Genomic DNA, 21,927 nt, shown 5'->3' with positions numbered 1-21,927 from the left:
CGATGGCACCTGGCCTGGCGGGCCGGGTACATCGCCTTGCGTGAGCGTGTTGTTGCTAGGTCAAGTAGTGTGCACGGGCGTTTACGGACGAAATGCGCGCGACCTTGTCACTCTACGCCGCTGTCGTTGTGCTGAATGGCGGAACAAGAGGCGCAAGGGCATTCATTTTATGAGTTGGCTTGTGCTGCAACGCTTGTTTTCACTGTCCCGCTGCGCGCCTGAGGCTGTACCACAGCTGACCGACCCACTCGCGCAGGGCGTAGCTGGCCAGCTCCAGGTTGCCGGCGCGCGGCAGGTAGTCGGTCAGGCGCGGGCGCGACCGCCCGGCGAACACGGTCGGCGCGGCCTGCACCTGCAAGCCGGTATACGCAAAGACGCGCATGGCGCGCGGCATGTGGATGCTGTCGGTCACCAGCAGGATGCGTTCGATGCCGTCAGCCTTGAGCATGGCGGCGGAATAGCTGGCGTTCTGGGCGGTGGTATCGGCGCGCGTTTCCTGCCAACGCACCGGCACCCCGAAGTCGCGCTGCAGGTTGCGCGCCATCAGCGCGGCTTCACTTTCGGGCGAGCCGTCGGGGCTGCCGCCCGTGACCAGGAGCGGCAAGCCGGTGTGGCGCGCCAGATAGGCCGCGTATTGCAGGCGCTTCATGCCGATGGCGGTGGAGTCATCGCTGCCGCCGTATTCCGGTGCCTGGTCGATCCGGCCCGATCCCAGGACGACGATGGCTTGCGCATTGCCGGCGCCGGCCAGTGGAGCGTATTGCGCTTCCAGTGGCCGGATCACCCACAGGGCACCGATCCGCGTGCTGAGTACCAGCAGGATCATGGCCCCCAGCAGCATCAGCGCCAGGCCTGTGCGGGGTGCGCGACGGCGTAGCCAGAACCCGGCCAGGCACATCAGGAAGGGCGAGACGGGCGGCAGCAGCAGGCTGCTGGCCAGGGCGGAGATCAGGACCGGCAAGGACATGGACATGGGCGGCAGCAAGGGAAGACAGCCCGGCATTGTGCGCGATTGCGTCCGCTTCGGCCAGCCTTGCCGGCAGGCCGATTTGCCTCGCCGCAGGGAATCCCCCAGAATGCGGGATCGCAAAGGGAAGGGCGCATGCCCCGGAGAATGCCGTGATACGACTTGTCTTGTTATTGCTGGGTGCCGATTTCATCCGCCGCAACTGGCATGCACTGGCCGTGGCCGGTCTGGCCTGGGGCACCATCGGCGTCTCGCTGATCATTGACGCGCTCGATGGCGTGCTCAATTTCCCGCTGACCCTGTTCGGCTATCTGCTGCTGGTGGAAAGCCTGGTGACCTTGTGGGTCGCCAACAGCGGCATGGGTGCCCAGAAGACCCTGCGCTATGCCAAGGGCGGGCTGTTCCTGCTCATCGCCGTGCTGGTCATTACCCAACATCAGGCCAGCAACATGGCGCTGGCCATGCTTTTTGGCATTGCCTTCACCATCGGCGGCTCGCTGCAGATCACCTCGGCGCTGGTGGTGCGCTTTCCGCGCTGGCGCATGGCCATGTTCGGCGGGATCGTGCAGATTGCGCTGGCGATTTTTTTCTTCCAGCCCTATCCCACCCATTACAAGGGCACGGTGCCTTACTGCATCGGGCTGGGCCTGGTCTTTGGCGGCTGGAACATGATCTGGCTGGCGCTGCGCAGCCGCATGCTGCCGCAGCAAGCCTCGGCCGATGTACTGGTTGAGCGCAACAGCGGCGATGACCGCCCGTTTGATGCCGGCTTGCATGACGGTGCGTCGGACCTGCAGGCGCAACTGGGTGCCGGGGCGCCGGCCCCGGCAAAGCCGCCTTCCGGGGCACAGCCCCCGCTGACCGTGCACGTGTGGACGCCCGCCGGCAGTGCCAAGGGCCCCGCCCGGCGGCAGCCGCTGATCGACCGCTACATCGCCGCCGTCGACAACCAGGGCGTCATCTCGACCGGCCATGCGGCGCTGGAAATCCTGCCCGAGCTCTACATCAGTCTCTATCCGGCCGAAGAAATCGACCGCTCGCCGGACCAGTTCGCCCGCCTGCTGCGGGCCACGGCCGACAATGACGTCAAGGGCCGCTACCTGACCGACTACCGCAGTGAAGCCGCCGCCTGGTGCGAATCGACCGAGAAGATCGTTTTCCGTGATTACCGCCGTCCCTCGCTGGACCGCTTCTGGCAGCACTACCGCCAGACCGAGATTTACAACCTGACCTATCGCAACTGCTCCAGCACCGTGGCGCATGCGCTGGAGGCCGCGCTGGAAGGCGTCATCGGCGGACGCGACCGGCACTGGTTCAATGCGGTCAGGATGATGTTCACGCCGGAGATCTGGGTCGCCAGCCAGATCCGCAAACGCGCCGTGACCATGGCCTGGACCCCCGGCATGGTGCTGGACTATGCCCGCGCGCTGCGCGCCGTGGTGCATCCGCGTCCGCTGTCCTGGGCCGCATCGCTGCACCTCGCCCTGCGCCAGAGCCGCCGCCTGCGCAAGGCCTGGCGCACCGCGCGCCGCCAGGCCGACGTCAATTCCACTCTTCTCGACAAAACATGACGCTTCCCCTCCCGGTACAGGAACACTGGATCGACGCCGCTGACCGCACCCGGCTGTTTTGCCGCGACTGGCTGCTGCCCGGGGCCACTTCGGCCGTGCAGATGGTGCATGGACTGGGCGAGCACGGCGGGCGCTATGCCGCGCTGGCGCACTTGTTCAATGCAGCGGGTTGTTCGGTGCGCATCTGCGACCATCGCGGCCATGGCAATTCAGGAGGGCGGCAGGGCAGCCTGATCCAGCCGGATGACTTGCTGCGAGACCTGAAGCAGACCTTCGATGACTTCAGCCGCCGCACCCAGTGTACGCCGCTGCTGTTCGGCCACAGCATGGGCGGGCTGGTGGCGGCGCGGTTTGCCACTGGCGGTTTCAGTCCGGTGCGGGCACTGGCGTTGTCTTCGCCGGCCCTGGCGCTGGATTTGTCGGGCTGGCAGCGGTTGCTGCTGAAGGTGTCGTCGGCCATCGCGCCGGGGCTGGCCCTGCCGACCGCCTTGCCGGCCGAGCGCATCTCGCACGATCCGCATGAGGTCCGGGCCTACCGGCAGGACCCGCTCAACCACGGCAAGATTGCGCCGCGCATGCTCAATTTCATGCTCGATGCCATGCACCATGTGGCGCGAGATGCCGCCCAATTCACGCGGCCGGTGCTGTTGCAGGTGGCGGGAGACGATGCCTTCGTCGCCCCGCGCGGCAGCCGGGCCTTCTTCGAGGCGTTGCCGGGCGAGCGCAAGACGCTGCACTGGTATGCCTCGGCCTATCACGAGATCTTCAACGAGGAAGCCGGGCTGCGCGAGCAGGCCATGCACGATTTGCGGGAGTGGCTGGGGCAACTGCCGCCTGCGGAGTAAAAACCGGACAAAGCAGGCGGGATGGAAAGATGAACGCTGAAATCAGCGTGAAGAAGGGTTCAGGATTTAACCTGAAATTACGCATGTAAAGCGCCGTGACGGGCTCCGCCAAGGAGCCGATCCGGCGCTTTTGTTCATTCAGGGTTGCCCGCTGGGAACGTTGATGAACTGGCAGCGGCTGTCAAAGCCGACGAAGCCGGGCGCGCAGGCGCAGCCTTGCACGGCCAGCAGCAGGGCGGAGGCGGCGAGGAGAGAGGCAAGTCGCTTCATGCTTCACTTTCGTTGCGTTGGCAAAGCTTGCGAGTGTAATGCGCTGCAGCAGCTTTGCAAGTGAGGCCGCGACCTGACATTTACCTGCAGCCGACCACAAACATTGCACCAGGGAACATCGTCCAGATATCAAGAATGATGATAATGGTGCAATTTTGCGCCGGAATGGTGCGAATCATGCGGACAATCCGGGGCAAAAGAAAAAGCGGATTGTCAGCGTTGCAACGCGACAATGACCGCTTTTCAGGACTGCTCCGGGATGCCAGCAGATCTCCTTGCGGAGACCGGCGATCACCCGGCCAGGAGGCTGCTTACTTGACCGAAATCAGGTAGCGCGCGACCATGGCGCCGATGAGCAGGGTGTACGGGAGGATGTCGGCGACGATGTTCATGGTGAGCTCCGTGAGGAAGAAATTGATCTGTTGCATTGCAATATATTCGCTTCACGGGCGTGCTTCCACTTTTGAATCCCAATACCAGTTATCTGATTTGTGAATAATGTCGCCTTGCATTGTCAGGGGCGTCCGGATTTGGAAAATATTTCCTTTTAAATCAATGGCTTGACAATTACGTCTGGCCAGAAGCGACCAGCCCCTGTGATACGGTGTGTCGTCCGTACCACAGGGGCTGAAGTGTAAAACTGCGCAATCCGGCGCAATTTGTTGCGTCGGAGGATCAGGCTTACTTGGCCAGTTGCAGGTTCAGGCCGCGCAATTCGGTACTGATCTGTATCTGGTAGCTGCCGCCCTGGGCGACTTGCAGGGTCAGCTTGTCGGTGGTCGGCCCGGCATTGCTGCCCAGGCTGTTGACGCGTTTGACGCTGAAATCGTAGCTGCCGGGCTTGAGCCAGATCGACAAGCGCTCGCCACCGGCGATCTGGGCCAGCACGACATCGTTGATGGCCAGTTCCAGCATGTCATTGTTGAGCAGGCCGGCGGCGCGCGTGAAGCTGATCTGCGACAGGCCGGCGGCCTGTTCGGTCATGCTCTTGATGTAGACGCGGGCGGCCGGGATATCGCCGCTGGCGGTGCGCTCCACCGGGGTGGTGCAGGCGGTCAGCGCCATGAGGAGGGTGAGGCTGGCAGCGAGGGACTTGATCATGTTCTTCTTCCTTGTGGGCGTGTTCAATGCGGTGCTCAGGAGCGAGAGGCAGACGATAGCACGGCTGGCTGCCCGGTCAGTTGCAGCAGATGTTGTTCGATGGCGAACACGTGGCGGTCTTCGGCGCCCAGGTCGCGCAGGGCCTGGGCCAGCTTGAGCAGGTATTCGCTGTTGCGGCCGCTGGGACCGACCGCACCGGCGATCTGGCGCGCGATCTCCAGCTCGCTGGCCGGGCCGGCGAAGGCTTCATTGTCCTCGGCGGCGATGTAGATCAGGCCTTCTGCTGCCTGGCCGTCCTCGAAGCGCATGGTGGTGGCCAGGCGCAGATAGCCGTTCTTTTCGCGATGATCCAGATGGGCAAAGACTTCTGGCGTGATCAGGTAAGCCATGCCGGCACAGTCGGCGCCTTCTTCAGGCACCAGGGTCACGACCCGGCCCGGTGCCTCGGCGGTGCCGCGGTGATCGTGCGAGCCTTGCCAGAAGCGTCGCGCCCAGCCGGTGATGTGGGCCGGACGGCGTTCCAGATAGGGGAAATCGGCCTTGAAGATGATGGAGCCGTAACCGAACAGCCAGACGCTGGCCTGGTCATCGAAACGGCGCATCTGGCGGTTGATGGCGATGGTGTTGACGGACATGGAGACTGAGCAGGGCGACGGCCGGGCGTCGGAAGCTTGCCATTATAGAGGGGAACAGGCAGGCGTTTTTGAGCGAAAACTTTCAGGAATAGTCATCGAATTCTGAACTTTTGCGCATAAAATGCAGCCTGCCGGCCCCCTCTGCTGGCCGCAACGGTCCATGCGGCGGCGCTGTCCGCCTGCCCTTGGGAGGGGAGTGCGGCCATCCGGGGCCTCATCCGAATCTTCAGGGGAATATCATGCGTGTCGTCGTCATGCTGCTGACGCTGGTCGTCGGTGTTGTGCTGGCCGGTTGCGAAAAGACCGACTTTGAAAAGAAATCCGAATCCGATGCCAATGCGCGCCGGATTTTCAATCTCAAGAAGGAGTCGTCCAAGGACTGAACGCGGCGATTTCCCAAAGAAGAACAGCAGGCACGCGGCCTGCTGTTTTCATTTGCGCGCGACGGATGGTTTCAGTGATGCGCGGCGACCGGGCCCTGCGGAGCGCGCAGCGCCTCGGCACATTCATGCACCAGCGCCGGTCCCTGGTAGATCAGGCCGGTGTACAGCTGCACCAGTGAAGCGCCGGCATCGATCTTGGCGCGCGCATCGGCACCGCTGAAGATACCTCCCACCCCGATGATGGGCAGGGCGTCGCCCACTTCTGCCTTCAGGCCACGGATCACCTGGTTGGACAGTTCCAGCACCGGCTTGCCCGACAGGCCGCCGGCTTCTTCGCCATGCGGCATGCCTTGCACGGCATCGCGGGTGATGGTGGTGTTGGTGGCGATGACGCCATCGATCTGGTGACGCAGCAGCGCGTCGGCAACATTCTTCACTTGCTCCAACTCCATGTCCGGTGCGATCTTCAGCACGACCGGTACGTAGCGGCCATGGTGATCGGCCAGGCGGCGCTGGGCCGACTTCAGCTGCGACAGCAGGGAATCCAGTTCAGAGGCCCCCTGCAGCTGGCGCAGGTTCTTGGTGTTCGGAGAAGAAATATTCACCGTCACATAGCTGGCGTAGGGGTAAACCTTTTCCAGGCAGGCCACGTAATCCTCGGCGGCGCGCTCGATGGGGGTATCGGCATTCTTGCCGATATTCAGGCCCAGCACGCCCTGACGCTCCTGGTAGAAGCGCGAGGATTGCACATTGGCCACGAAGGCATCCACCCCGCCATTGTTGAAGCCCATGCGGTTGATCACTGCGCTGGCGGCCGGCAGGCGGAACATGCGCGGCAGCGGATTGCCCGGCTGGGCGCGCGGCGTGACCGTGCCGACCTCGATGAATCCGAAGCCCAGTGCGGCCAGGCCGTCGATGTAGGCGCCGTCCTTGTCCAGCCCGGCGGCCATGCCGATCGGATTGGGGAAGGTGATGCCCATGACGGTACGCGGATCGGCGGCCGGCTTTTTGGTGACGAAGTCCGTCAGGCTGTAGCGCGCGGCACAGCGCAGGGCAGGCAGCACCAGATGGTGCGCGGTTTCAGGTTCCAGAGAAAACAGCAGCGGACGCGCGAGCGCGTAGAGGAATTTGTCGGACACGATGGGACGATCAGGAAAGAAGGGGCCAAAAAACTGCCGCTATTCTAACGCGTGCCACCGCCCATTCCCTGCCTTGGCGGCGTAGTTGCCCCCAATTTGATCCCGCTACCCCTGTTTTTGCAGACGTTGCGCCACAAAGGTGAAGCTTGCTTCAGCCTTCCAGCAGGCTCCATTCCCCTTCATGGAGGGCTTCCAGTGGCTGGTAGTTGGTTTTGTAGGCCATTTTCTGGCTTTCCTTGATCCAGTAGCCGAGGTAGACGTAGGGCATTTCCAGCTGGCGCGCCTGTTCGATCTGCCACAGGATATTGTAGGTGCCGAAGGACGCTGCCGGCAGGTCGGGATCGAAGAAGGTGTAGACCGAGGACAGGCCGTCATTGAGTACGTCGATGATGCTGACCATGCGCAGGGTACCGTCAGGCTCGCGGAATTCCACCAGGCGGGTATTGACCTTGCTCTGCAGCAGGAACTGTGCGTACTGATCGCGGCTGTCCTGATCCATGCCGCCGCCGGCGTGGCGGGCGCACTGGTAGCGCAGGTAGAGCTCGTAGTGTTCGTGGGCGTAGGTCAGGTTGGTGACCAGGGTTTGCAGGCCGCGATTGCGTTCCCAGGCACGGCGCTGGCTGCGGTTGCGTTCGAAGTCGGCTACCCGGATGCGTACCGGGGTGCAGGCATTGCAGCCGTCGCAGTAGGGGCGGTAGGTAAAGATGCCGCTGCGGCGGAAGCCGGTCTTGACCAGTTCCGAGTACACATCTGCATTGATGAGATGGGAGGGGGTGGCCACTTGCGAGCGGGCCTGCTGGTCATCGAGATAGCTGCATGGGTAGGGCGCGGTTGCATAGAACTGCAACGTGGAGAACGGCAAGTCTTTGAGATGCGTCATGTGCGTCCTGTCCTGTCTTGCGGGAGGCCGGCGGCGAGGTCTCTGCTGCCCCGTGCGGTCCTTGGAGTCAGGTTCCAATTTACACCATTTTGATGGCCGCAGTGAAGAACCGCGCCAGGCTCAGTCGCGTCGGGCCGACGGGATGCCGTGCTCCAGCAGGTTCAGCGGCTCCCAGCCCCGGATCTGCGGCCACTGGATGGCTGCGCGCAGGTGGCGCAGGAAGTCGCTGCGGGGGATCGGGCGTGCGCCCAGCGAGGCCAGGTGCGAGGTTTCCTGCTGGCAGTCGATCATGTCCACGCCGTGGCTGCGCAGGAAAAACACCAGGTGCGCCAGCGCCACCTTGGAGGCGTCGCTTACGCGGGCGAACATGGATTCGCCGTAGAACATGCGCCCGATGGAGACGCCATAGGCCCCGCCGACCAGTTCGCCGTTGAGCCAGACTTCGGAGGAGTGGGCGTAGCCGGCGCGATGCAGGCCGGTGTAGCCGGCCATGATCTCGGGCGAGATCCAGGTGCCCTGTTCATGGCGGCGCGGTCCGGCGCAGCCTTGCATGACCTGTTCGAAGACGGTATCGAAGGTGACTTGCCAGAGGCCGTCGCCGTGGCGGCTGCGTTCGATGCGGCGCAGGGTCTTTTTGAGGCTGTCGGAGACAACGAAGTGATCGGTGCGCAGGACCATGCGCGGGTCGGTACTCCACCAGAGAATGGGCTGGCCTTCGGAGAACCAGGGGAAGATGCCGTGGCGATAGGCTTCCAGCAGCCGTTGCGGCGAGAGGTCAGCGCCGGCCGCCAGCAGCCCGGCCGGGTCGGCGAGGGCGCGGGAAACGTCGGGGAAGGGCGTATCGAGGTCCAGCCAGGCGATCATCCGCGTGCTCCTGCGGATCAGATCATGCGGCGGCGGATGTCTTCGGTGTGCAGCATGAAGCTGCCTTCACCGCTGCGCACGTTCTTGAGATCGGCAAAGAAGGCGCGCAGGGTGAATTCCACCGTGGGGAAGGCGATGTCCTGCCAGGGGATCTGGTCTTCTGTATAGAGGGCCACTTCCAGGCTTTCGACACCGGCCTGGTAGTCGAGGTCGAGCAGGGTGGCGCGGTAGAAGAGGTGGACCTGGTGCACGTGGGGCACGTTGACTAGGGAGAACAGTTCGTGCAGTTGGATGTGTGCGCCGGCTTCCTCTTCGGTTTCGCGGCGGGCGGCGTCTTCGGTGGTTTCGGCGTTTTCCATGAAACCGGCCGGCAGGGTCCAGTAACCGAGGCGCGGCTCGATGGCGCGCTTGCAGAGCAGGACCTTGGTTTGGCCATCCTGATCCCAGACGGGGATGGAGCCGACCACCAGCTTTGGATTCTGATAATGGATTGCACCGCAGTTGCCGCACACATGGCGCAGCCGCGTGTCATCGGGAGGGATCTGCAGGGAGACTGTGTGGCCGCACTCGGAACAGAATTTCATAGAGGCTCGGAAGGTGTCTGTCTATATATATAGTAGGGAAGTGCCCTTGGTGCATTTTCCTGCTGCGGCGACAGGGCGTTGGGACGCTGGTCTGGACGGCTGCGGGAAGCTGTAATGCGGTTAGGAGTGTATCACTGTAAAAAGATTGCAGAAAATGTTTGCATTCCGATTTTACCTGTCCTATAATTGTTTTCTTCAGACGCGGGGTGGAGCAGTCTGGCAGCTCGTCGGGCTCATAACCCGAAGGTCGTAGGTTCAAATCCTGCCCCCGCAACCAAATGCACTAAGGCGAAAGCCTTACAGATAAAGGCCTCTAACGTTACCGCGTTAGAGGCCTTTTGCTTTTCGTGACTCTGCAAAAACGGCCTGCGTGACTTTTGCGTGACCTTGTTCAGCCGTTGACCACGCGCAAGATCGTCATCCTCTTCCGCGTGAGTTCGACCTTGTTGGCCTGGTCGACCAGGCGTTCCACCGTTCCAGTCGCGTAGTGCTCAGGCATGCTCTTGTTTGCGTGGCCCAGCAATAGCGCCCGGTCTTCTTCGGAGACGCCGGCGGCGCGCAGGCGGGGGCCATACGTGTGCCGCAGGTCATGTACGCGCACCTTCGCAGGTGAGGTCGGAACTAATGAAATAGGATGGGGAAGATGGATGAAGTATAGTTGACGGCCAAGCATGCGTATCGTGCGATGTTTAATTTCTTGGAGCAGGAATACGAGCGCACAAAATCTGATGATATTGCCGGTCTGTTGAGTTCGCTATCTTGGGAAATTACCGGTGACGCAGGGCCGGCCGACCCAGGCGCATGGCAGGACTGGATGGATGCAGTCAAAAAGACGATAGCCTGATTCCACATCTGGCTACTCCATTATTTGTTCAAGCTGAGGTGTTCGCTATCGGCCAACAGCAGCCCTTCATATCCACTAAGCAGACATAGCTGAAGTAATGACTGATATGTGTGAACCCCAATACAAACCAGAACAGTTCGTCCGTCGTTCAGGCACTGCACAGGTTGATACCGACCTTCGCAGGTGGCTACGCTCTCAGTCGGTTTCCGAGCGTATCGAGTTCATAAGAACTCTGTTTCCGGGGAACTACAGGTATGCACTTTCCCTCACCAGGTCATCACAGCTCCCGTTGGAGGAAGTTATTCGTTTATTGCAGCACTGGCTGACATCTGCGAGCCATAATTGCAGCCAAGGACTCATCGATGGTCTCGTCCCCGTGCTCGGAGAAACAAGATTTTGGAATATCGCAGCAAGAACAGAGCTAACGCCAATCATGTCTGATTTCTTAAACTACTATAGCAATGGGAAGCTTAAGCAATATCGAGAGCAGACCTCCGCTTAAATTTGGCCGCAATCGACTAGAAGCGGACCTTCGGCGCGTGACCTGCTCTTGGGCTATAGGTCCGTTTTACAGCTTATTCTGAAGGGGAGATAACGGACAGATCCCGCCCCGACGCCCATCAGCTCCTCAGCGTGATTTGCTGCATGCATTGCCCACTTTCACATCGGGCTATGCTGTTACTTCTTTGAGCTAAGATGTCCGCTGTCGGTCAGATGTCGACAATTGCAAATCGTTAAGCTACGTATTTTCAGCCACATCAGAATATTTCTACGATGAACCCGTTCAGTCTGGTGATTCCGTTTGGACTCATTGGCCCAGCGCTTGCGGTTGGTGTCTTCGCCTATTTATGGCGCGGATCCCTTCAACATTTTTGGTCGTTCATTGGTATTGGAGCAGTAGCGTCATACGTCTTGATGGCGATGTGCCTTACGTGGGTACTTTCTGATGTCGGCATTTCGGGTAACCTATCTGGAACACCAAAGCAGCCACTTGATCCACTCGCCATTCGCTATCTCTCGTTCATGCTGGCATGGCTAGTCGGTAGTGCGGTCATCTTGTTTCTCACACGGTATCTTCTAGCAAAGATATACGCCGCAAATATATGAATGCTATAGGTCGGATGCGGACCTTCCAACCTGCCAGAAGCGGGACGCTCCTAGCAACTTTTTAGCTAATTCTGAAGGGTAGATAACGGACAAATCCCGCGCCCACATCTATCTACCCATCTGGTGATCTGCTGGGCGCATAGCTGGATTCCGCATCCGGCTAACCCAGTGGTTTCTTTGAGTTAGGATTCTCCACTATCGGCCACAACGAGACGTACCAGAATATGTTTACCTGCCCTTGCTGCGGCTATGAGGTCTTTCCTGCACCGCCCGGTTCATACGATATTTGTCCCATCTGTTTTTGGGAGGATGACGAGCTGCAGTTGTACTATCCTCATGTCCACGGCGCTAATCCCGCTAGCCTGATAGAGTCGCAAGTCAACTTTGTGCAGTTCGGTGCATGCAACAAAGAGATGGCGAAAAATACCCGCAAGGTCACGGGAGATGATACGCGAGACTGCCATTGGTTTCCTCTCTGGGAGCGACGTGTTGATGTTCCTGATATCAATGAAATTGAACTCAAGAGAGGGGCATCCGTTGGGGACTTATACTATTGGCGCCGACCTGCCTCTAGCCGATAGTGTTTGAAGTCGGGTTCCGGCCAGCAGTTGACCTGCTCCCCGAGATGATCTCCCTGCTTTCCTATTTCCACGCATTCCAATGCAGCGCGACTTTTAGCGCCTATCCTTGGTAATCAATTGGTGTGTCTTGACGTGCAGGCATTTGATATGTCACGTCATGAAATGCAGGAAATCTCGGAAATTGAAGCGTTTAAATCTTGGAACGCCTTGCAGATTTCAGTTGTAATAAAAATTCGACGGCACGAAACACAGCGGCAACCTAGCCATTGCATGATGTTTTCCATGGCCCAGCGATTGACGGGGCCACTACCTGACCAGGAGAAAACCATGCGCCGCTTTTTGATTGCTATCATGTTGATGTTCTCGTTGAATGCATACGCAGCCGATCGTTACGATGGCATCCCTGAGCGTTTCTTGTCTCTGTATCAATCTGGAAAACCGATGGAAGCGCTGGACTACCTCACGAAGACATCTCCCTATGCGAAGGAGCTTTCTGACCAGATCCGGAGTCTGCGCGAAGTGGTCAAGACCTACCAACAGTCAATGGGGAAGTTCGGTGACGCCGAGATGATCTCGGAACGCACCATCGGCACCCGTTACGTCTACATGAAGTACATGTTGAACTATGAACGCCAGCCTGTTCTGTTTGAGCTGACTCTGTACCGCTTCAAGGATCGCTGGGCTCTCCAGAATGTCTCTTTTAATGCCAACTTCAACGAGGAGATTGCACGCGAGTCGAACGCTACAACGGCGAAGTAATGTAGATGAGGTTGTAAAGGCCAACGATGATTTAGAGGAAAACCCCTGCTGGAGTTTTCCTCATTTTTATTCTTGATGAATCTTGCTTGTTTTCCGAGATGATCTCGCGGACCTCTTTGATTTTGGCCTGATGTAGAGCCGCGGCACGTTTCGCACTTTGCTTGATGGTGTAAGTTCGTTTGAACGTTTTCATATTGTGGACCTTGCTAACCAGCTCAATGCCCTTGTTCTTCTTTTTGGCTTTGTCCGCCACTCCGCTTTCAAGCCGGTGATGCCTTCCTCTGGATCATGATCGAGCTCGCGCTCAGTGTCGCCCGGTTCGGTTTTTTTCTTGAACGCGATGCACAAAGTAAAGCCGTTTCCCGTGATGGAATGCGTGCCGGTCTTCGACCACCATTCCGTAGCATCGATCTCTTCCTTGGAGCCAGAAACCACTACAGGCGACTGTGGCATGATCCTGGTAACACCTTGAGCTACCGGCCAGGTTTTCCTTCGACCCGATTGCGACCGTTCGCTTTGGCGCGATAGAGATGTTGATCAGCCTCAAAGAGCAGGTTCTCGGTCGAGATGTTGCTGGCAATCTCCAAGGTCGACACGCCGATACTGACGGTGATAGTCCCGAAAGAAGATCCATTGTGTGGAATTGCGAGATCTTGGATTGCTTGTCTTAGTCTCTCACCAAATATCAAAACATTATTGGGAGACATCCCAGGCAGAATGCATACAAATTCTTCCCCTCCGTATCTCGCGGCCAATTCATTCGGCGATTGAATCAATGCGCTGATCGTGGCCGCTACGCGTTTTAAGCAATGATCTCCTTGTATATGCCCGTATAGATCATTGAATGCTTTGAAATAATCGACGTCGATAAGAACCAAAGAAAAAGGAATGTTCTGTTCTAGCGCACGTTGAAGCTCTCTTTTAAACACCTCATCAAAATAGCGTCGATTCGCTATTTGGGTCAGGTCATCGGTAATGCTCAGCAAATAGATTTGCTTGTTCAGCGCGAGCAGTGAGGCTTCAGTACGCTTCCTTTCAGAGATATTTCGAACGATAGAGCAATTAAATCTTCTTCCTTCAAATTGAACCAGGCTTGCATTCACTTCAATTGGAATAATCTGGCCAGATTTGTTCCTGTTGGTCGTTTCCAGACAAACGGACTGCTTTATCTCAAGCTCCTTCCAATGATCTTTCCAGCGTACCTCGTCAAAGTCTGGATCAATGTCACAGACCCTCAATTGACTTAGCTCTTGAGATGTATAGCCTAAAAACTCTGTGGCAGCCTTATTGACGAATACGTAAAATCCGTCTTCGTCGAGCCAAATAATCATGTCGCTCACTGCGTCAATTGAATATAACGCTAGCTCGGCACCAAGTTCCGTTAATGTCGATCTCATTTACTTATACGCCTTGATGCCTCTGAAAGGCTGCCGGGAAAATTGGGTAGTCGACATTATATTTAATTTCTTTGAGACATCCTTCGCTCCAAACAGCGGAATAAATGGCTTCATTATGGCCGTTGACCCTCAGTGAAGTGCTTTTCGCCTCGGCAGGTTCTTTTTCGTTTCTTGGAAATGTCTGTGTCAGTCGTTTCCCCGCCTCGGCTGGAAGCCCGGAGTCGCTGCCGCCGCCGTCAAAGAGAAGGGCCCTGGTGCACCTGAATCGCCTCCCGGCTGCAAGCAGCCCTCTTCGTGATAGCATCCGACACATTATTCACACCAAGGAAAGCCGCCCATGTCAGAACTGGAACAAGACCCCTGGATCGTCCGTGCCGAAGAGTTGAAGACGCAAATGGAATCCCTGCTGGTCGCGCAGCTGGAAGAATATGAAAAGATGACCGCCAAGCTCGAACAGTGGAAGCAGAATCCCGGCGGCTCCTGGCTCACCGAGGCGGATTACCAGCCTTGGCAGGAAGCCCTCAAGAAGCTCGAAGCCGCGCAGCGCGAATTCGATGGCCACATCAGTACGCGCGTGAAGAAATAAGCATCACCTCGCCCGCCCATCGCGCGGGCACAAGAACAACGCCGTGAGCACTGAAGCACACGGCGTTTTTCCTTTCCGCTCAGGATGTTCCAGCTTCTCCGTCCGCCTCCCTTGTGCCCGCACTTGCATTGGAAGTCGAAGCTGAAGCCGAACGCCTGCGCCGCCGCTTGCTCCAGCGCCGCGCACGGTCCACCACCACCTCCATGAACTGCTGGGCCGTCTCGGGTTTGAGCAGGTATTCCACGGCTCCCGCTTCCAGCAAGGCAGGCATCTCCGGCGGATAGTCACTGTCCGGAAATACCACGATCGGCACCGCACGCGTGTCGCGGCCCGCCTTCATGGCCTGGATGAAGTCCAGGCCGTTGTTTTCCATCATGCCTGGGTCCAGAAAGATCATGCCCGGCAGCTGCATCTCGCCATCCGCACGGCGCTGCAACAGTCCCTCGATGGCCGCGTCTGCTTCGTCAACCCACTGCAATACACAGTGAAAATTGTTGCGCCAGAGCGCAAAGCGCGCCAGCTCTACTGCTTCGCCGTTCGACTCAATCATCAGTATGATCGGCGGTTTCATGGTCTTGTCCTTCTCTTGTAGTGACCCTGATCACCATTCCTGTGCCACGGGAATCCATGCTGACCTCTGCGGGCGCTGCTCCGGGCACAAAACTTCATCTGCAGTCTGACAAAAATGCGAAAAAGCTCCTAGCAGGAAATTCCTGATAAACGCTGTTGTCACTGTCTACAAGACGGTCGTGCGAGTTTCAATTGGCTCTCAAGGCAAATCCTTGCCGGCGGGCATCCAGGCCTCCGCCGTCAAGATCCTTCATCTCCCCAACCCCTATCTGCATTGCGGTGTAAGCTAAACCTTCATTTGCACGCCAGCGAACCCGGTTGCATCATGCAGTTCCCGTCAGGTGAGATTGTGAAAATCGGGGGAATTGATCAGCGCGGGCACCGTTTGCCTGGACCGGCCGCTATGCCAGCATGCGCCCGCCGTGGCACGCCGCTTGCTGCACTTCTGAGGGAACATGCAGCCTGCTGTCCTGTTGACCGCTGGCCCGCCGTTCCGGATTTGAACAGGCACACCATCATCATGAATGCACCACTGACATCAGCCGCCGCGCAACCGACCGAGGCGACGCTGGACATCCTCAAGACCCTCATCGGGTTCAACACCATCAGCCGCGAATCCAACCTGGGCCTCATCGAATGGGTCCGCGATCTTCTCGAACGCCACGGTGCCACCACCCGCCTGACCTACGACGCCGAACGGCGCAAGGCCAATCTCTTTGCCACCCTGGGCGATACCGGTCCCGGCCGCTTCGGTACGGTCTTCTCCGGACATACCGATGTGGTGCCGGTCAAGGGACAGAACTGGGATACCGACCCCTTCGTGGCGCATGTGGCCGATGGCAAATTATTCGGTCGCGGCGCTTGCGACATGAAAGGTTTCATCGCGGTCTGTCTGGCGCGCCTGCCGGCCATCGCGCAGGATCGCCTGCACACACCGCTGCACTTTTCGTTCTCTTACGATGAAGAAGTGGGCTGTCTGGGGGTGCGCGAACTGCTGGCGGACCTGCAGCAGAATGACATCAAGCCCACCGGCGTCATCATCGGCGAGCCCACCATGATGCAGCCCGTGATCGCACACAAGGGCAAGCGCTCCTATCGCTGCTCGGTGCATGGCCATGCGGCGCACTCGTCGTGTCCGCACCTGGGCATCAACAGCATCGACTATGCGGCCATGATGCAGCTGAAGATCCGCGAGATCGCGCTGCGCGTGCGCCATTCGGAAGCGCAGGATTACGACTTCGACGTGCCGTATTCCTCCATCGTCACCACGCTCTCCAATGGCGGCAACGCGCCCAACATCATTCCGGACAAGGCCGAGTTCGTGTTCGAACACCGCTTCCTGCCCGGTATCGATCCGGCCGGGGTGTTCGACGAAGTGAAGCGATATGCAGAACAGGAAGTGCTGCCGCAGATGCAGATCGAAGGTGCGCAGGGGCGCATCGAATTCGAAACGCTGACGGCCTATCCGGGCATGAGCACGTCGCCCGATGATCCGCTGGTGAGTTCGGCACTGCGCATCCTGGGTAGTGAACGCGCGCGCAAGGTCGGCTTCGGTACCGAAGGCGGGCTGTTCGGTCAGGCCGGCATGCCGGCGGTGATCTGCGGGCCGGGCGACATCATCCATGCGCACAAGCCCAACGAGTTCGTGACACTGGAGCAATTGGCCCGATGTGAAAGTTTCTTCGACAACTTCGTCGCTTCGGCGCATCTGAAGGCGGTTTGATCGCTTCAGCATCTTCGCCGGAATGAACAAAGGCGCTTGCCCGTGAGGGTCAAGCGCCTTTTTTTCGGAGCGGGGAAGAGTCAGGCCGGAGCGCGAACGCGCTTGTCCAGCGAGGCCGAGACGGCCACCGTCACCAGGCCCAGCAGGGCGAAGACCGAGCCGATCAGGGGCAGGTCGGTCAGCGGCAGGCCGGCCGAGATCGCCAGTCCACCGACCCAGGCGCCAGTGGCATTGCCGAGGTTGAAGGCCCCCTGGTTGAGGGTCGAGGCGAGGTTGGGCGCGCCGCGTGCGGTGTCGAGCACGCGGATCTGCGCACCGGGCACCACCGCAAAGGCGAAGGCCCCCCAGGCGAACATCGTTGCCAGCGTCGGCCACTTGTAATGGCTGGTGAAGGAAAACAGCCCCAGCACGATGGCAATGCACAGGAACACGCCGCACATCACCGGCATCAGTTTCCAGTCCGCCAGCTTGCCGCCGACCAGGCCACCCACGGTGATGCCGGCACCGAAGAGCAGCAGCACCCAGCTTTCTTCGCGGGCGCTGAAGCCGGTCACGTCCAGCAGGATGTAGGCGATGTAGGTGATCACGCTGAACATGCTGATCGAGGCCAGCGTCGAGGTCAGCAGCGACAGCTGCACGCGGGTATCAATGATGGAGCGGAACTCCTGGAAGATATTCCCGGCCTGCATGGGGATCTTCTTGGGCAGCATGGTCCACAGCATGACGGCGGCCAGCACGCCGATGCCGGTCACCACGCCGAAGGTGGAGCGCCAGCCCGCCGCATGGCCGAAGGCGGTGCCCAGCGGCACGCCCAAGATGTTGGCCACGGTCAGGCCGGTGAACATCAGCGCCACTGCCTGTGCGCGTTTCTGCGGCGTCACCAGTTCTGCTGCCACCACCGAGCCGATGCCGAAGAAGGCCGCATGGCAGAAGGCGGTGACCACCCGCGCCACCATCAGGAACGGGTAATTGGGGGCCAGCGCGCACAGCACATTGCCGAGGATGAACAGGCACATCAGCCCCACCAGAGCCTGCTTGCGCGGCCACTTGGCGGTAAGGATGGCGAGGATGGGCGCACCGGCGGCCACGCCCAGGGCATAGCCCGAGACCAGCATGCCTGCGGCCGGGGCCGTGACACCCAGATCAAGCGCAACGTCGGGCAGCAGGCCCATGATGACGAATTCAGTGGTGCCGATACCGAAGGCGGCAACGGCGAGGGCAAACAGGGGCCAGTTCATGCGCAGTCCAGGTGGAGGGTGGAGAGGAGGAGGGCGCGGCCAGGGCAGACCGCGCAAAGCCGCAAGTTTACCGTTGGATGGAAATCGCTGCAGGACTCAAGCCGGATCGGCTGCCAAGGGGCGGCCAAACCAGCTCTTCAGGAAAGACATCAGCGCGCCATACGCCGGCAGGAAGAACAGCAGGCTGATGGCGATCTTGAAGCCGTAATCGACCAGCGCGATCTCCACCCAGTGCTCGGCCATGAAGGGATCGCTGCTGCGCCAGAAGGCGATGGAGAAGAAGGCGATGGTGTCGCTGGCATTGCCGAAGATCATCGACACTGACGGTGCCAGCCACCAGTGGCGCGAAGCCCGCAGGCGATTGAACACCTGCACGTCCAGCACCTGCCCCAGCACATAGGCCATGAAGCTGGCCGCCGCGATGCGCGCCACGAAGACATTGAAATGCGCCAGCGCGCCGAAGCCCTGCCATTGCCCCATGTAGAACAGGGCGGAGATGCCGTAGGAGATGAACAGGGCCGGCAGCATCACCGCGAAGATGATGCGGCGGGCCAGTGGCGCACCGAAAAAGCGCACCGTCAGATCGGTCGCCAGGAAGATGAAGGGAAAGCTGAAGGCGCCCCAGGTGGTATGCAGCCCGAAGATCGAAACGGGCAATTGCACCAGGTAGTTGCTGGAAGTGATCACCAGCAGGTGGAACAGGGAAAGCCAGGTCAGCAGCGCGGCATGGCGGCGCAGGTCGAGAGTCGTCATATGAACCTTTTTGATGAATGGGGGCGAGGGAACCCATGGCACACGTCCGGTCGCCGCGCGGGCAATGGCCGCCGAAGACTGGACAGAAGGGGCAGGATTTTATCACAAGGCCCGGTCCCGGCCCTTGAGGTACACTCTTGCGCTTTTGGGCAGGTGCAATGAACAGCAAGAAGGCAACCCTGATCGGTTTGAGCGCCGTGCTCTTGTGGAGCGCCATCGTTGGCCTGATCCGAGGCGTGAGCGAACATCTCGGTGCCACCGGCGGCGCGGCAGCCATCTATACGGTGGCCTCACTGATCCTGATGGTGTCGGTCGGTTTCCCGCGCCTGTCCAGCTTCCCGCGCAGGTATCTGGTGTGGGGCAGCGTGCTGTTCGTGGCGTATGAACTGTGCCTGTCGCTCTCGATCGGCTACGCCCATAGCGGCCGCCAGGCCATCGAAGTGGGCATGGTCAACTACCTGTGGCCGACCTTCACGCTGGTGGCGGCGATTCTCTTCGGCGGGCAGCGCGCGACGCTGCTGGTGGTGCCGGGCTTCATCCTGTCCATGCTGGGCATCTGCTGGGTGCTGGGCGGCAATCAGGGCCTGGACCTGCCGGTCATGCTGACCAACATCCAGGACAATCCCCTGAGCTACGGCCTGGCCTTCATCGGTGCCCTGATCTGGGCGGCCTACTGCACCGTGACCACCCGCATCGCCGAGGGCAGGAACGGTGTGACCCCTTTCTTCATGCTGGTGGCCTTGGCCTTGTGGGTGAAGGTCCTGCTGGGCGGTCATGCCGCTGAACTTTCCTTCAGCGTGCCCGCGCTGGTCTATCTGCTGCTGGCGGCTGCCGCCATGGGGCTGGGTTATGCAGCCTGGAATGTGGGCATCCTGCATGGCAACGTGACAGTGCTGGCGGGGGCATCGTATTTCATCCCGGTGTTTTCCTCCGCACTGTCGGCCGCGCTGCTGCGCGCGCCGCTGCCGCCGTCGTTCTGGGTCGGCGCGGCGCTGGTGTGTGCCGGATCGATTCTCTGCTGGCGCGCCACCGCTGCTGGACGCAGAAAGGATTGATCTCCCGCTACGGGCGGCGGAGTTCCCAGCCTGGGACGCTGCTAACAAAGTTTTACATCGCATCGGGCTTTCCTGACGCCGTTGTCATCGACGCGTAACGGCGAGGTCATCATGACTGCCTAGACTCCTGCTTTTTTCAGAGCAAGGCCGCGCAACGCGGCAAGAGTCATGCTGTCATCCCTTCCTCTTTCTCCACAGCGCACGGTACCCGGTGCGGCCATGCTGCGCAGAGCGCAGCCGGCGCTGCTGGTGCTGGCTGCGCATCTGGGCTTGCTGTGGCTGGCCACGCAGATGCACGCCTTGCCCGTGCCCATTTCCACGCCACCGGTACCGCCCACCGTGATGCTGGCACTCCTCGAGTCCGCACCGCCGCCGCCCTTGCCTGCGACTTCACCGCATCCTGCAGCCCCCGTGCGCACCGTGCCATTGCGGCCGACACCCATGCCGCACCCCCGTCAGGCCGTGGCACCCGCGCCGGCCATGGTCACTTCTGCCGATACGTCATCTGCGCCATCCGCGCCAGCTGCTCCAGCGTCTGCGCCCGAGGCCGCCGCTGCCCCGGTGACGCCGGCCGCCCCGATGATCCGCCCGCCCGTCATTACCAGCGGCGTTCAGTACCTCACTGCACCGCAGCCGGTCTATCCCGCTGCAGCCCGCCGTCGCGGCGATGAAGGCGAGGTGCTGCTGCGCGTGCTGATCAATGCCCAGGGCGGGGTGGAGCAGATTGCGCTGGAACGCTCCTCCGGCATCGCCAGCCTCGACCAGGCCGCGCGCGAGGCCGTTCAGCGCGCGCGCTTCCAGCCCTATGTGGAGCAGGGCAGGGCGCTGCCTGCCTATGTGGTCGTACCGATCAAATTTCAATTGACGCAGTAACCCCGAACGAAAGGAATCAGCAATGGATGCAAGTCCCTACGGCCTCACGGCCCTGTGGTCGCAAGGCGATGTCGTCACCAAGGCGGTGGCGCTTCTGCTGACGATGATGTCGATGGCCTCGTGGTATGTGATCGTGACCAAGGCCCTGCAATTGTGGCGCTACCGTACTCCGGCGCACGCCGCAGGCCACGCGTTCTGGGAGGCTGGCAACGTCGCCGCCGGCATCACCCTGCTGGGCCGCGACAATCCCTTTGCCGCGCTTGCCAGCGCCGGCCAGGGCGCAGTCGATCACCACACCACGCACCAGGGCCAGTTGCAGGATCGCCTGCCGGTCAGCGAGTGGGTCACGCTGTCGCTGCGCCAGGCCATCGATGAAGCCTCGGCCCGCCTGCAGTCGGGCATGGCGGTGCTGGCCTCGGTCGGCTCGACGGCTCCCTTCGTGGGCTTGTTCGGCACGGTCTGGGGCATCTACCACGCCCTGGTCTCCATCGGCAGCAGCGGCCAGGCCAGCATCGACAAGGTCGCCGGTCCGGTCGGCGAAGCGTTGATCATGACGGCGCTCGGGCTGGCAGTGGCCATTCCCGCCACCTTTGGCTACAACGCGCTCCTGCGCGGCAACAAGAGCATCCTCGCGCGACTGAACAAGTTCGGTTTCGAACTGCATGCGCTGTTCGTCACCGGGGCGCGCGCCGATGCCGCCTCTGCCGCGTCGAAACAGGCCCCGGCCATGCGCCTGCGCACGCGGGGAGCTGCATGATGGGCATGGGTTCCCTCTCCGATTCGGACGATGACTTCAATCCCGAGATCAACACCACCCCGCTGGTGGACGTGATGCTGGTGCTGTTGATCATCTTCATCATCACGGTCCCGGTCATGAACAACGCCGTCAAGATCGACCTGCCGCGCGCCACCGCCCAACCCGATACGCTCAAGCCGGACAGCATCAACCTCGCCATCGATGCCGACGGCAAGACCTTCTGGAACGACGAACCGGTCGATCAGGCGCAACTGCAGGCCCGCATCGGCAAGGCAGCCTCCGCACCGCAGCCGCCGGAACTGCATCTGCGAGCAGCTCGCACCACACCCTACGAAAAAGTGGCACAGGTGATGGCCATGGCACAGGCAGGCGGGCTGGCCAAGATCGGCTTCGTGACTGATCCGCGGCCATGAACCCGATAACGACCCGATAAAAAAAGAAGACT

25 protein-coding genes and 1 tRNA gene are annotated in these 21,927 nt (G+C 60.3%); 13 read left to right on the top strand and 13 right to left on the bottom strand.

All coding sequences use genetic code 11. The features are described 5' to 3' along the window. Window positions 1–199: 199 nt before the first annotated feature. Window positions 200–973 (bottom strand): YdcF family protein, encoded by a 774-nt coding sequence (locus E2K99_RS16605; protein WP_420840832.1) that lies wholly within the window; start codon window positions 971–973, stop codon window positions 200–202. A gap of 146 nt (window positions 974–1,119) precedes the next feature. Between E2K99_RS16605 and E2K99_RS16600 the strand changes: the two genes are divergently transcribed. Beyond that, window positions 1,120–2,538, top strand: a complete 1,419-nt coding sequence (locus tag E2K99_RS16600) for an HdeD family acid-resistance protein (RefSeq protein ID WP_240733737.1) — start codon at window positions 1,120–1,122, stop codon at window positions 2,536–2,538. Next, complete coding sequence (locus E2K99_RS16595) at window positions 2,535–3,383, top strand: alpha/beta hydrolase (protein WP_134222925.1); 849 nt, start codon at window positions 2,535–2,537, stop codon at window positions 3,381–3,383. The genes E2K99_RS16600 and E2K99_RS16595 overlap by 4 nt, the downstream gene beginning before the upstream one ends. A gap of 138 nt (window positions 3,384–3,521) precedes the next feature. On the opposite strand, the gene E2K99_RS26110 is transcribed toward E2K99_RS16595, so the two are convergent. From E2K99_RS26110 to E2K99_RS16585, 3 genes are all read right to left on the bottom strand, one after another. Continuing rightward, complete coding sequence (locus E2K99_RS26110) at window positions 3,522–3,653, bottom strand: hypothetical protein (RefSeq protein WP_256497413.1); 132 nt, start codon at window positions 3,651–3,653, stop codon at window positions 3,522–3,524. Window positions 3,654–4,334: 681 nt separating this feature from the next. Then, window positions 4,335–4,754, bottom strand: coding sequence for a hypothetical protein (locus E2K99_RS16590; protein WP_039784805.1), 420 nt, complete (start codon window positions 4,752–4,754; stop codon window positions 4,335–4,337). Between the two features lie 35 nt (window positions 4,755–4,789). Continuing rightward, entirely contained in the window at window positions 4,790–5,389 is a 600-nt protein-coding gene (locus tag E2K99_RS16585; RefSeq protein WP_134222924.1) for a gamma-glutamylcyclotransferase, read from the bottom strand. Window positions 5,390–5,628: 239 nt separating this feature from the next. On the opposite strand from E2K99_RS16585, the gene E2K99_RS25560 reads away from it, so the two are divergent. Next, window positions 5,629–5,772, top strand: coding sequence for a hypothetical protein (locus tag E2K99_RS25560; RefSeq protein WP_157845704.1), 144 nt, complete (start codon window positions 5,629–5,631; stop codon window positions 5,770–5,772). Between the two features lie 71 nt (window positions 5,773–5,843). On the opposite strand, the gene E2K99_RS16580 is transcribed toward E2K99_RS25560, so the two are convergent. The 4 genes from E2K99_RS16580 to E2K99_RS16565 form a co-directional block, all read right to left on the bottom strand. Then, the gene (locus tag E2K99_RS16580) at window positions 5,844–6,911 is read right to left on the bottom strand and encodes a quinone-dependent dihydroorotate dehydrogenase (protein WP_134222923.1); all 1,068 of its coding nucleotides are present in this window, start codon (window positions 6,909–6,911) and stop codon (window positions 5,844–5,846) included. Between the two features lie 151 nt (window positions 6,912–7,062). After that, on the bottom strand, window positions 7,063–7,791 hold the full coding sequence (locus tag E2K99_RS16575) for an arginyltransferase (protein WP_034341208.1): 729 nt from the start codon (window positions 7,789–7,791) through the stop codon (window positions 7,063–7,065). Window positions 7,792–7,911: 120 nt separating this feature from the next. Beyond that, the gene (gene aat, locus E2K99_RS16570) at window positions 7,912–8,655 is read right to left on the bottom strand and encodes a leucyl/phenylalanyl-tRNA--protein transferase (RefSeq protein ID WP_134222922.1); all 744 of its coding nucleotides are present in this window, start codon (window positions 8,653–8,655) and stop codon (window positions 7,912–7,914) included. A 17-nt stretch (window positions 8,656–8,672) separates the two neighbouring features. Further along, on the bottom strand, window positions 8,673–9,239 hold the full coding sequence (locus tag E2K99_RS16565; protein WP_134222921.1) for an NUDIX hydrolase: 567 nt from the start codon (window positions 9,237–9,239) through the stop codon (window positions 8,673–8,675). 200 nt (window positions 9,240–9,439) lie between these two features. Between E2K99_RS16565 and E2K99_RS16560 the strand changes: the two genes are divergently transcribed. From E2K99_RS16560 to E2K99_RS16540, 4 genes are all read left to right on the top strand, one after another. Then, window positions 9,440–9,516 (top strand) — tRNA-Met (locus tag E2K99_RS16560). Between the two features lie 381 nt (window positions 9,517–9,897). Continuing rightward, window positions 9,898–10,083: a hypothetical protein gene (locus tag E2K99_RS16550; RefSeq protein ID WP_205703688.1), complete on the top strand. Its 186-nt coding sequence runs from the start codon at window positions 9,898–9,900 to the stop codon at window positions 10,081–10,083. A 1,331-nt stretch (window positions 10,084–11,414) separates the two neighbouring features. Next, on the top strand, window positions 11,415–11,771 hold the full coding sequence (locus tag E2K99_RS26225; RefSeq protein WP_134222920.1) for a CPCC family cysteine-rich protein: 357 nt from the start codon (window positions 11,415–11,417) through the stop codon (window positions 11,769–11,771). Between the two features lie 147 nt (window positions 11,772–11,918). Then, window positions 11,919–12,530, top strand: a complete 612-nt coding sequence (locus E2K99_RS16540) for a hypothetical protein (protein WP_134222919.1) — start codon at window positions 11,919–11,921, stop codon at window positions 12,528–12,530. Window positions 12,531–12,719: 189 nt separating this feature from the next. Here E2K99_RS16540 and E2K99_RS25935 read toward each other — a convergent pair whose 3' ends face one another. Together E2K99_RS25935 and E2K99_RS16530 are read right to left on the bottom strand one after the other, a co-directional pair. Next, window positions 12,720–12,983: a hypothetical protein gene (locus E2K99_RS25935; protein ID WP_240733736.1), complete on the bottom strand. Its 264-nt coding sequence runs from the start codon at window positions 12,981–12,983 to the stop codon at window positions 12,720–12,722. 20 nt (window positions 12,984–13,003) lie between these two features. Beyond that, the gene (locus E2K99_RS16530) at window positions 13,004–13,927 is read right to left on the bottom strand and encodes a GGDEF domain-containing protein (RefSeq protein WP_134222918.1); all 924 of its coding nucleotides are present in this window, start codon (window positions 13,925–13,927) and stop codon (window positions 13,004–13,006) included. 337 nt (window positions 13,928–14,264) lie between these two features. Here E2K99_RS16530 and E2K99_RS16525 point away from each other — a divergent pair, with 337 nt between their 5' ends. After that, window positions 14,265–14,513 (top strand): hypothetical protein, encoded by a 249-nt coding sequence (locus E2K99_RS16525; RefSeq protein ID WP_134222917.1) that lies wholly within the window; start codon window positions 14,265–14,267, stop codon window positions 14,511–14,513. Between the two features lie 79 nt (window positions 14,514–14,592). Here E2K99_RS16525 and E2K99_RS16520 read toward each other — a convergent pair whose 3' ends face one another. Beyond that, the gene (locus E2K99_RS16520; RefSeq protein WP_134222916.1) at window positions 14,593–15,084 is read right to left on the bottom strand and encodes a response regulator; all 492 of its coding nucleotides are present in this window, start codon (window positions 15,082–15,084) and stop codon (window positions 14,593–14,595) included. Window positions 15,085–15,603: 519 nt separating this feature from the next. Here E2K99_RS16520 and argE point away from each other — a divergent pair. Further along, entirely contained in the window at window positions 15,604–16,806 is a 1,203-nt protein-coding gene (gene argE, locus E2K99_RS16515) for an acetylornithine deacetylase (protein ID WP_134222915.1), read from the top strand. An 80-nt stretch (window positions 16,807–16,886) separates the two neighbouring features. On the opposite strand, the gene E2K99_RS16510 is transcribed toward argE, so the two are convergent. Both E2K99_RS16510 and E2K99_RS16505 read right to left on the bottom strand, forming a co-directional pair. Continuing rightward, the gene (locus E2K99_RS16510; RefSeq protein ID WP_039784817.1) at window positions 16,887–18,044 is read right to left on the bottom strand and encodes an MFS transporter; all 1,158 of its coding nucleotides are present in this window, start codon (window positions 18,042–18,044) and stop codon (window positions 16,887–16,889) included. Window positions 18,045–18,140: 96 nt separating this feature from the next. After that, complete coding sequence (locus tag E2K99_RS16505) at window positions 18,141–18,797, bottom strand: 7-cyano-7-deazaguanine/7-aminomethyl-7-deazaguanine transporter (protein ID WP_039784818.1); 657 nt, start codon at window positions 18,795–18,797, stop codon at window positions 18,141–18,143. Window positions 18,798–18,955: 158 nt separating this feature from the next. Here E2K99_RS16505 and yddG point away from each other — a divergent pair, with 158 nt between their 5' ends. The 4 genes from yddG to E2K99_RS16485 all read left to right on the top strand — a co-directional run bounded on the left by yddG (window position 18,956) and on the right by E2K99_RS16485 (window position 21,895). Then, window positions 18,956–19,852 carry an aromatic amino acid DMT transporter YddG gene (gene yddG / locus E2K99_RS16500; RefSeq protein ID WP_134222914.1) on the top strand — a complete coding sequence of 299 codons (897 nt, stop codon included), beginning with the start codon at window positions 18,956–18,958 and terminating at the stop codon, window positions 19,850–19,852. Window positions 19,853–20,020: 168 nt separating this feature from the next. After that, window positions 20,021–20,725 carry an energy transducer TonB gene (locus tag E2K99_RS16495; protein ID WP_134222913.1) on the top strand — a complete coding sequence of 235 codons (705 nt, stop codon included), beginning with the start codon at window positions 20,021–20,023 and terminating at the stop codon, window positions 20,723–20,725. A gap of 22 nt (window positions 20,726–20,747) precedes the next feature. Further along, window positions 20,748–21,482: a MotA/TolQ/ExbB proton channel family protein gene (locus E2K99_RS16490; protein ID WP_134222912.1), complete on the top strand. Its 735-nt coding sequence runs from the start codon at window positions 20,748–20,750 to the stop codon at window positions 21,480–21,482. Beyond that, a complete protein-coding gene (locus E2K99_RS16485; RefSeq protein ID WP_039784993.1) occupies window positions 21,482–21,895 on the top strand; it encodes an ExbD/TolR family protein in 414 nt (137 codons plus the stop codon). Before E2K99_RS16490 ends, E2K99_RS16485 begins: the two co-directional genes overlap by 1 nt. Window positions 21,896–21,927: the final 32 nt, after the last annotated feature.

Source organism: Herbaspirillum huttiense, assembly GCF_004367745.1.
Taxonomy (GTDB): domain Bacteria; phylum Pseudomonadota; class Gammaproteobacteria; order Burkholderiales; family Burkholderiaceae_D; genus Herbaspirillum; species Herbaspirillum huttiense.
Note: the sequence above shows the minus strand (reverse complement) of the source record. Positions and strands in the feature narration are given on the sequence as shown.